This is a genomic window from Shewanella sp. 125m-7, assembly GCF_052977045.1.
Genome location: NZ_JBRILQ010000077.1, coordinates 1 through 6,852, shown reverse-complemented (window position 1 = coordinate 6,852; position 6,852 = coordinate 1). Strand labels below are relative to the sequence as shown.

Sequence of the window (6,852 nt, the reverse complement as noted above, 5' to 3'; positions counted from 1 at the left end):
ATTCCTACGCTAATACGCCTAGAATTGAACTCGCGCAAGGCCTCTGAAATGAGCATGTTCAAGTCGTTTGGGTATACGTCAAACCGGTAGCTTGGATTTCAGCCTGTTTGACGTCATGCTGACCGGTATGTGTAAGTGATTGTTGAATATGCCGGTGAGTATTGCTTTTCCTCTTAGCCTCTTTGTTTAAATCTGCTTAAATACATGCATAATGCCTGCTAATAAAATAGCAGCGTTTTATGATTGCTATTCATCAATTGAAATTAAGTGCATTACCTCAAATTACATTAGGCCATTTAAATGAACACGTTTACCAGCTGGCTAGAATCTAAAAAGCTTAAAGAGCAAGTTGTTAATCCTAATATCGAAGTGGGCGAGTACTCCTACTATTCGGGCTTTTATCACGGTAAGTCGTTTGAAGATCAAGCGGTGCGCTATCTGTTAGGTGATGGCTCTACCATAGATGTATGGGAAGCAGGAGTCTTTGGTGAAGTTGATAAGCTGATTATTGGTAAGTTCTGCTCAATCGCTTCGGGTGCGTGCTTCATGTTGGCGGGAAATCAGGGCCACAGACTCGATTGGATCTCGACTTATCCTTTCTCTACTGAAGAGTTTGGCGATGAGGTGCGTTCAGGCTTTGAGCGGTCGGGTAATACGGTCATTGGCAACGATGTGTGGATAGGTTCTGAGGCGATGATTATGCCTGGGGTTACCATAGGTGATGGCGCAGTAATTGGGGCTAGGGCGGTTATTTCTAAAGATGTTGCGCCCTACAGCGTAGTGGTGGGGAACAATAAACAGGTGAAGCTAAGGTTTGAGCCTGAGTTGATTGAGACATTATTACAGATGCAATGGTGGGATTGGCCGCTAGATAAACTTAAAGGCGCAATGACGATTATGTGTAGTGCTGATATTGCAGGGCTTTATCAATATCACTTGGACTTTAAGGCATAAAAAATGGCGCTACCCCGTAAGGGAGCGCCATTTTATTACGTTTAACTGTGAGCTATTCGCAGTTAAGCTTTTTTCTTCGCTTCTTGCTCAGCTTGACTCGCCATGTACTCATTAAAAGTACCTTGGAAGTTGATAAGCTTCTGATCTCTAACATCTATGATGCGAGTCGCTAAAGATGATACAAACTCACGGTCGTGGCTGACAAATATAAGCGTGCCTTGGTAGTCTTTAAGCGCATTATTCAACGCTTCAATCGCTTCCATGTCCATGTGGTTAGTGGGTTCGTCCATGACCAGTACGTTGATATCCATCATCATTAACTTACCGAATAACAGACGGTTTTTCTCACCACCAGAACAGTTTCGTGCTTTCTTATTGATATCGTCTTCAGTAAATAGCAAGCGCCCTAGCATGCCACGGACCATTAGGTCGTTATGCTTTGGTAAACGCCACTGCGACATCCAGTCAAATAGGGTTAGATCGTTATCAAAGTCTTTGCTGCTATCTTGCGGGCAATAACCGATAGAGGCATTTTCAGACCATTTGATTACGCCTTGCTTGTTTTGAAGCTCATTAACCAAGCAACGTAGGAATGTTGACTTACCGACACCGTTTTCACCGATAACAGCAAGCTTAGCGCCAGCTTCTAAGATCAGCTCTCCAGCTTGAAATAGCATTTCGCCATCAAAGCCATGGCCAACATTTTCTAGGATCAGCGCTTGACGATGCATTTTCTTGCCTTCATCAAAACGCAGTGATGGTGTCATACGGCTAGAAGATTTCACTTCATCAAGGCTGATTTTATCCAGCTTTTTTGCACGAGAGCTTGCTTGTTTTGCTTTAGATGCGTTTGCACCAAAACGGTTAACAAAGTCTTGTAGCTCGGTCATTTCAGCACTTTTCTTAGCGTTACCCGCTAATAATTGCTCTTGGATCAACGAAGAAGCATCTAAGAAGTACTCGTAGTTACCTGGGTAAACACGTAGCTCACCGTAGTCAATATCTGCCATGTGCGTACAAACAGTGTTTAAGAAGTGTCTGTCGTGCGAGATGATGATCATGGTGCACTTACGTTTGTTAAGCTCTTCAGCCAACCAGTTAATGGTGTGAATATCCAAGTTGTTGGTTGGTTCGTCGAGTAACAAGATGTCAGGGTTAGAAAATAGTGCCTGTGCTAAAAGTACACGCAGCTTCTTACCTGGAGCAACTTGGCTCATCAAGCCAAAATGGAATTCTTCTTCAATGCCTGCTTCAAGTAGAATTTCACCTGCGCGACTTTCTGCACTGTAGCCGTCCATTTCAGCAAACTCACTTTCGAGCTCACCTACTTTCATGCCATCTTCTTCAGTCATGTCAGGTAGTGAATAGATGCGCTCGCGCTCTTGTTTCACTTCCCACAGCTTAGCATCGCCTTGAATTACAGCGTCGATAACACTGTATTGTTCGAACGCGAACTGGTTCTGGCTCAAGGTGCCTACTTTTTGGCCTGGGGTAATTGAGATGTTACCTGAGGTTGGCGCAAGCTCGCCACTTAGGATCTTCATGAAGGTGGATTTACCACAACCATTTGCGCCAATTAAGCCGTAGCGATTGCCGTTACCGAACTTAGCGGAAATGTTTTCGAATAATGGCTCTGGGCCAAACTGCATCGTGATGTTTGCGGTAGAAATCAAAAGAGTATCCTGAGTGATTAATAAAACGTGAAAGCCAAAGACGTTAACAAGATTACGGACAGTAATCCTGTTAGAGGCAAAACAGCCGCGGATTATACAGATGTAAGTGCTTAGATGTCGAGCAATCATGCGTTGTAAAGCGCGTTATTTATCTGTTTGAGTTTGTTTTTCACTGATATTAGTGGGGGTATTATTATTTAACCCCCAAGTGAAGTGGTATTGCGCAGTGCGACGGTTCGGTAGTTAAAGTCTATCTCGCCGTCATCTTCCCTCTGTAATTTGCTTATTTACTTACCAGAAAAACAAATCATAGGGGATTGAAGTCTTTCTATTGCAAGAAGGGCGAGATTAACTAAGTCGACGACTTCACCACAGTTGCTCTAATGATAATATCTGACAGCTTGTCGCCTTGCTTTGATTCAGTCGCTCTACTTAATTGCGTTACGGCATGATAGCCAAACGCTTCTACATCATGTCTGATGCAGATGATGGCTATCCCGAAGTTTTTTTGCTGTCTTGATTTTATCAATAGTATAAAAATGTGTATCAGTGCCAAGTTGATGGCCATGCCACACACTGGCTTCAAGTGTGCCTAAGGTTATTTGGTTATTTGGTTATTGGGTTGTTTAAACCCATAATGGCATCAGGTTTATGTTTGCTGAGGTGATTTTGTACCAAGTCCCTTGCAAGTTTGATATTAAAGTCTGCCTTAATAACCACCAATACTAATGGCGGTATGAGTTCCTTTGTGATGGAACAGATAGGCTGTAAGGGGAATGTGATTATTCTTGAAGGACCGAAAGGCGGCTCTGGTGAAATCCAGCGTGGTCAAGGTAATGGAAAGGCCATTGGTGAATGTCCTGAAGGGGCGGTTAAAATCCTAGGCCGCCATTTTGTGGTAAACAACGCCAACCAATGAGGTTAATTGTTTAACCCAAATATTTTAGGAACAATCTATTTATAGAGAAGTAGCCGTTATTGGAACGACAAAAGGGGCTTAAGCGGTGCTTGTATCTCGAGCAATCATGCGATGTAAAGCCCGTTCTTCCTCCGTTTGGCAATGTTTTGACGAATAATTACGCCTCTTGAGTGATTTGATCGGGTGGTTAAGGACTTTTCTTGTTATTATTAGCGCATTGTTTTGACCAGTCCTATGATTGGTCGCCGTATTCGCTATTGAATATTTGCGCTTTACACATTATCTGCAATATTTGGACGTCCCATGATTGAACATCAACAGAACAACCCGCTTCACGGCTTAAAGCTTGAAACCATGCTAACTGAGCTTGTGAAGTTTTACGATTATAAAGTGTTGTACGCAGCGCTTAAATTGGCATGCTTTAATTTGAATCCGAATATGGATTCGTGCGTTAAGTTTTTGAAAAAGACTGATTGGGCGAGGGAACGTGTAGAAGCATTTTACTTATACCGTTTTAAGCGCATGCCAAAAGGCAATGAAGCTCAAATGGAGCTCAAGCCGCGTGAACGTGCTTATGCTGATGGTATTGTGCCGCGCAAACCTGAAAAGTTAACTGTGGAGCTTGTTGCTGATATGCGTGCAAAAGCCATGGAAAACTATAAAGAAATGAAGAAAAATGGACCAAGTCCACGTTTCGGTAAAGATAAACCGAAAGCAAAAGATGCTTATTCGCAAAACCGTAGTAGCGAGAAAAAGCGTCCTACAGCGTCTCAAGACCCAACTAACCCTTGGGGCAAGTAGGCTTAAAGGTTTGATTGAGTTTGGTCTGTATCGGGCTTAGCTATTTATAAAAGGGGGATTTCTTAAGGGAATCCCCCTTTTGCTTTTCAGTTGATTGGCTTAATTGATACTGATGGGGCTGATAAACAATACTATGCGTCTGGTGCATAGTATTGTTTATCATTATTCATTTGTCTCATAGATGGCAAATCAGTAGCATGCGCTTCCTTTTATATTAATCGTGTTTATCAATGCGTTCACAATCTTTAACTGCGCAGCTTCTGCGTATGTCTACAGCGTTAGTCTGTACCTTGATCTTAGTAAAATACTGCCAACCTCTGCAGGATGCTTTTAGCCTTAATGCCACCGATGCGGGTTGCCATCAAATGCCTAAGGATGCGAATGTGCATTCTTCAAGTCATGGTGATCATCAATGAGTATTTTCAGATTTCCAATTTTAGTCTGGTTAGGGATCGGAATTCTTATTATTAGCCTCGGGATCAGACAGTCATTTGGTATTTTTATGATGCCAATCTCGATGAGCTTTGACTCTGGCCGTGAGTTCTTTAGTTTTGCTATTGCTCTGCAAAACCTATTGTTTGGAATGTTTCAACCCTTTGTTGGGATGGCTGCAGATCGCTTTGGTTCAAAGAAGATTATCATCTTTGGTGCACTTGCCTATGGCTTAGGTTTATTGCTGACCTCAATTTCAACCACGACAGAGATGTTCTACTTCTCTATTAGCATGTTGATAGGTTTAGGCTTAAGTGCAACTAGCTATGTGGTTGTACTTGGTGCCGTCGCAAAAGTGGTGCCTGCTGAACATACGGCAAAGGCTTTTGGTCTAACGACTGCGGCGGGGTCATTTGGTATGTTTGCAGTGATCCCTGGCGCCCAAAGTTTATTGAGCCATTTTGACTGGCAAACTGCACTACAGGTTTTTGCCTTGCTTTGCTGTGTGATGTTAGCGTTTGCATCATTTATGAAAACGGCTAAGACGACATCGGCGAGTCATGGCCAGGATAATGAACAAACATTGTCACAAGCATTAAAGCAGGCCTGTAGCAATCGTAACTATTGGCTAATCCACATGGGCTTTTTTGTTTGTGGTTTCCATGTGATGTTTATCGCGACACATCTGCCGAGTTATCTTGCTGACAAGGATTTGAATAGCTCAACCGCTGCATTGGCTCTGGCGTATGTGGGGATATTTAATATCTTTGGCTCGTATTTTTGGGGCGTAATGGGGGATAGGTTTAACAAGCGATATGTAATGAGCGCACTGTATTTTGTTCGTACAGGGGTGATTGCTGCTTTTGTGACTTTGCCTGTTACTGATAACACAGCTGCAATGTTTGGCGCCGCAATTGGTTTTTGTTGGTTAGGCACCGTGCCGTTAACTTCTGGTTTGGTTAGGCAGATCTTTGGTGCTCGTTATCTATCAACGTTATATGGCTTGGTATTTTTCACTCATCAGATAGGCAGCTTCTTGGGCGCTTGGGTGGGCGGACGAATATATGACTACTATGGTAGTTATGAACCAATATGGTGGAGTACGGTACTTTTGGCATTTATTGCCGCCTTGCTTCACTTGCCGATTGATGACCGCCCACTTGTTCAAACGCCTGCGGCAGTCTCGATTTAGGATTATCTTCGCAACGAGCTGTTCGTTACTAAGTACTCACAATATTGGTGAAGTAGCGGCTCATCAATATTAGCCTTGTAGCTTGTGAGTCGCGATGTTTATCTGTAGATCGGCATTAATGCCGTCAGATCAGTAAATGTAGGCTATTTTAATCGATAACTTGTTCAACATAAGAGGTTGCTATCTCGATAAATGGTAAAAACTGACGCCGTTATCCTGATTTGTGAACCTATTTAGGATTAAAGTAGACGCAATAACTGGCCGAAAACATCCTGCTTTGTAATTGTTTTACTTAAAAACAGCCAAAACCGCTTAAACGCCACTCTAATTGCCCAGCAAACAACCGCTTGACGCTTAATTGTGTTTTTTTACTTGCAACAATCACGCTATCGCCCTACTATAGCGCTCGTTCCAAGGCAACTGCCAAACGAACAGCAAGAACACAGTCGCGGGATGGAGCAGTATGGTAGCTCGTCGGGCTCATAACCCGAAGGTCGTTGGTTCAAATCCAGCTCCCGCAACCAGTTCTTGAGCGATACAACCGTAGCTCAGTTGGTTAGAGCACTACCTTGACATGGTAGGGGTCGGTGGTTCGAATCCACTCGGTTGTACCAATTCTTTTATAGAAGAATCAAAAAATCTATTATGTTGTCGCGGGATGGAGCAGTATGGTAGCTCGTCGGGCTCATAACCCGAAGGTCGTTGGTTCAAATCCAGCTCCCGCAACCAATACAACCGTAGCTCAGTTGGTTAGAGCACTACCTTGACATGGTAGGGGTCGGTGGTTCGAATCCACTCGGTTGTACCAATTCTTTTATAGCAGAATTAAAACAGTTATTAGCGTTTATCGGACGCGGGATGGAGCAGTATGGTAGCTCGTC

Annotated in this window: 6 protein-coding genes and 4 tRNA genes; 9 read left to right on the top strand and 1 reads right to left on the bottom strand. The window is 43.3% G+C overall.

Features of this window, described 5'->3' with window-relative positions; all coding sequences use genetic code 11:
* The first annotated feature begins 300 nt into the window (after positions 1–300).
* A complete protein-coding gene (locus tag ACVBIL_RS20325) occupies positions 301–954 on the top strand; it encodes a CatB-related O-acetyltransferase (protein ID WP_447168753.1) in 654 nt (217 codons plus the stop codon).
* Between the two features lie 62 nt (positions 955–1,016).
* Here the strand turns inward: ACVBIL_RS20325 and ACVBIL_RS20320 are convergent, their stop codons facing one another.
* Positions 1,017–2,627 (bottom strand): ABC-F family ATPase, encoded by a 1,611-nt coding sequence (locus tag ACVBIL_RS20320; protein WP_447168752.1) that lies wholly within the window; start codon positions 2,625–2,627, stop codon positions 1,017–1,019.
* A 748-nt stretch (positions 2,628–3,375) separates the two neighbouring features.
* Between ACVBIL_RS20320 and ACVBIL_RS20315 the strand changes: the two genes are divergently transcribed.
* From ACVBIL_RS20315 to ACVBIL_RS20280, 8 genes are all read left to right on the top strand, one after another.
* Positions 3,376–3,546, top strand: coding sequence for a hypothetical protein (locus ACVBIL_RS20315; RefSeq protein ID WP_447168751.1), 171 nt, complete (start codon positions 3,376–3,378; stop codon positions 3,544–3,546).
* A gap of 303 nt (positions 3,547–3,849) precedes the next feature.
* Positions 3,850–4,347, top strand: a complete 498-nt coding sequence (locus tag ACVBIL_RS20310) for a VF530 family protein (protein ID WP_447168750.1) — start codon at positions 3,850–3,852, stop codon at positions 4,345–4,347.
* 230 nt (positions 4,348–4,577) lie between these two features.
* A complete protein-coding gene (locus ACVBIL_RS20305) occupies positions 4,578–4,763 on the top strand; it encodes a hypothetical protein (RefSeq protein WP_447168749.1) in 186 nt (61 codons plus the stop codon).
* A complete protein-coding gene (locus ACVBIL_RS20300) occupies positions 4,760–5,971 on the top strand; it encodes an MFS transporter (RefSeq protein ID WP_447168748.1) in 1,212 nt (403 codons plus the stop codon). The genes ACVBIL_RS20305 and ACVBIL_RS20300 overlap by 4 nt, the downstream gene beginning before the upstream one ends.
* A gap of 447 nt (positions 5,972–6,418) precedes the next feature.
* Positions 6,419–6,495, top strand: a tRNA-Met gene (locus ACVBIL_RS20295).
* A 13-nt stretch (positions 6,496–6,508) separates the two neighbouring features.
* Positions 6,509–6,585, top strand: a tRNA-Val gene (locus ACVBIL_RS20290).
* A gap of 38 nt (positions 6,586–6,623) precedes the next feature.
* Positions 6,624–6,700: transfer RNA gene (locus ACVBIL_RS20285), tRNA-Met, on the top strand.
* A gap of 2 nt (positions 6,701–6,702) precedes the next feature.
* A tRNA-Val gene (locus ACVBIL_RS20280) sits at positions 6,703–6,779 on the top strand.
* The last annotated feature ends 73 nt before the right edge of the window (positions 6,780–6,852 follow it).

Excerpts from the sequence above, each read along its gene's own strand:
- ACVBIL_RS20325 (WP_447168753.1), top strand. The coding sequence starts at position 301 with ATGAACACGTTTACCAGCTGGCTAGAATCTAAAAAGCTTAAAGAGCAA.
- ACVBIL_RS20310 (WP_447168750.1), top strand. The coding sequence starts at position 3,850 with ATGATTGAACATCAACAGAACAACCCGCTTCACGGCTTAAAGCTTGAA.
- ACVBIL_RS20305 (WP_447168749.1), top strand. The coding sequence starts at position 4,578 with ATGCGTTCACAATCTTTAACTGCGCAGCTTCTGCGTATGTCTACAGCG.
- ACVBIL_RS20300 (WP_447168748.1), top strand. The coding sequence starts at position 4,760 with ATGAGTATTTTCAGATTTCCAATTTTAGTCTGGTTAGGGATCGGAATT.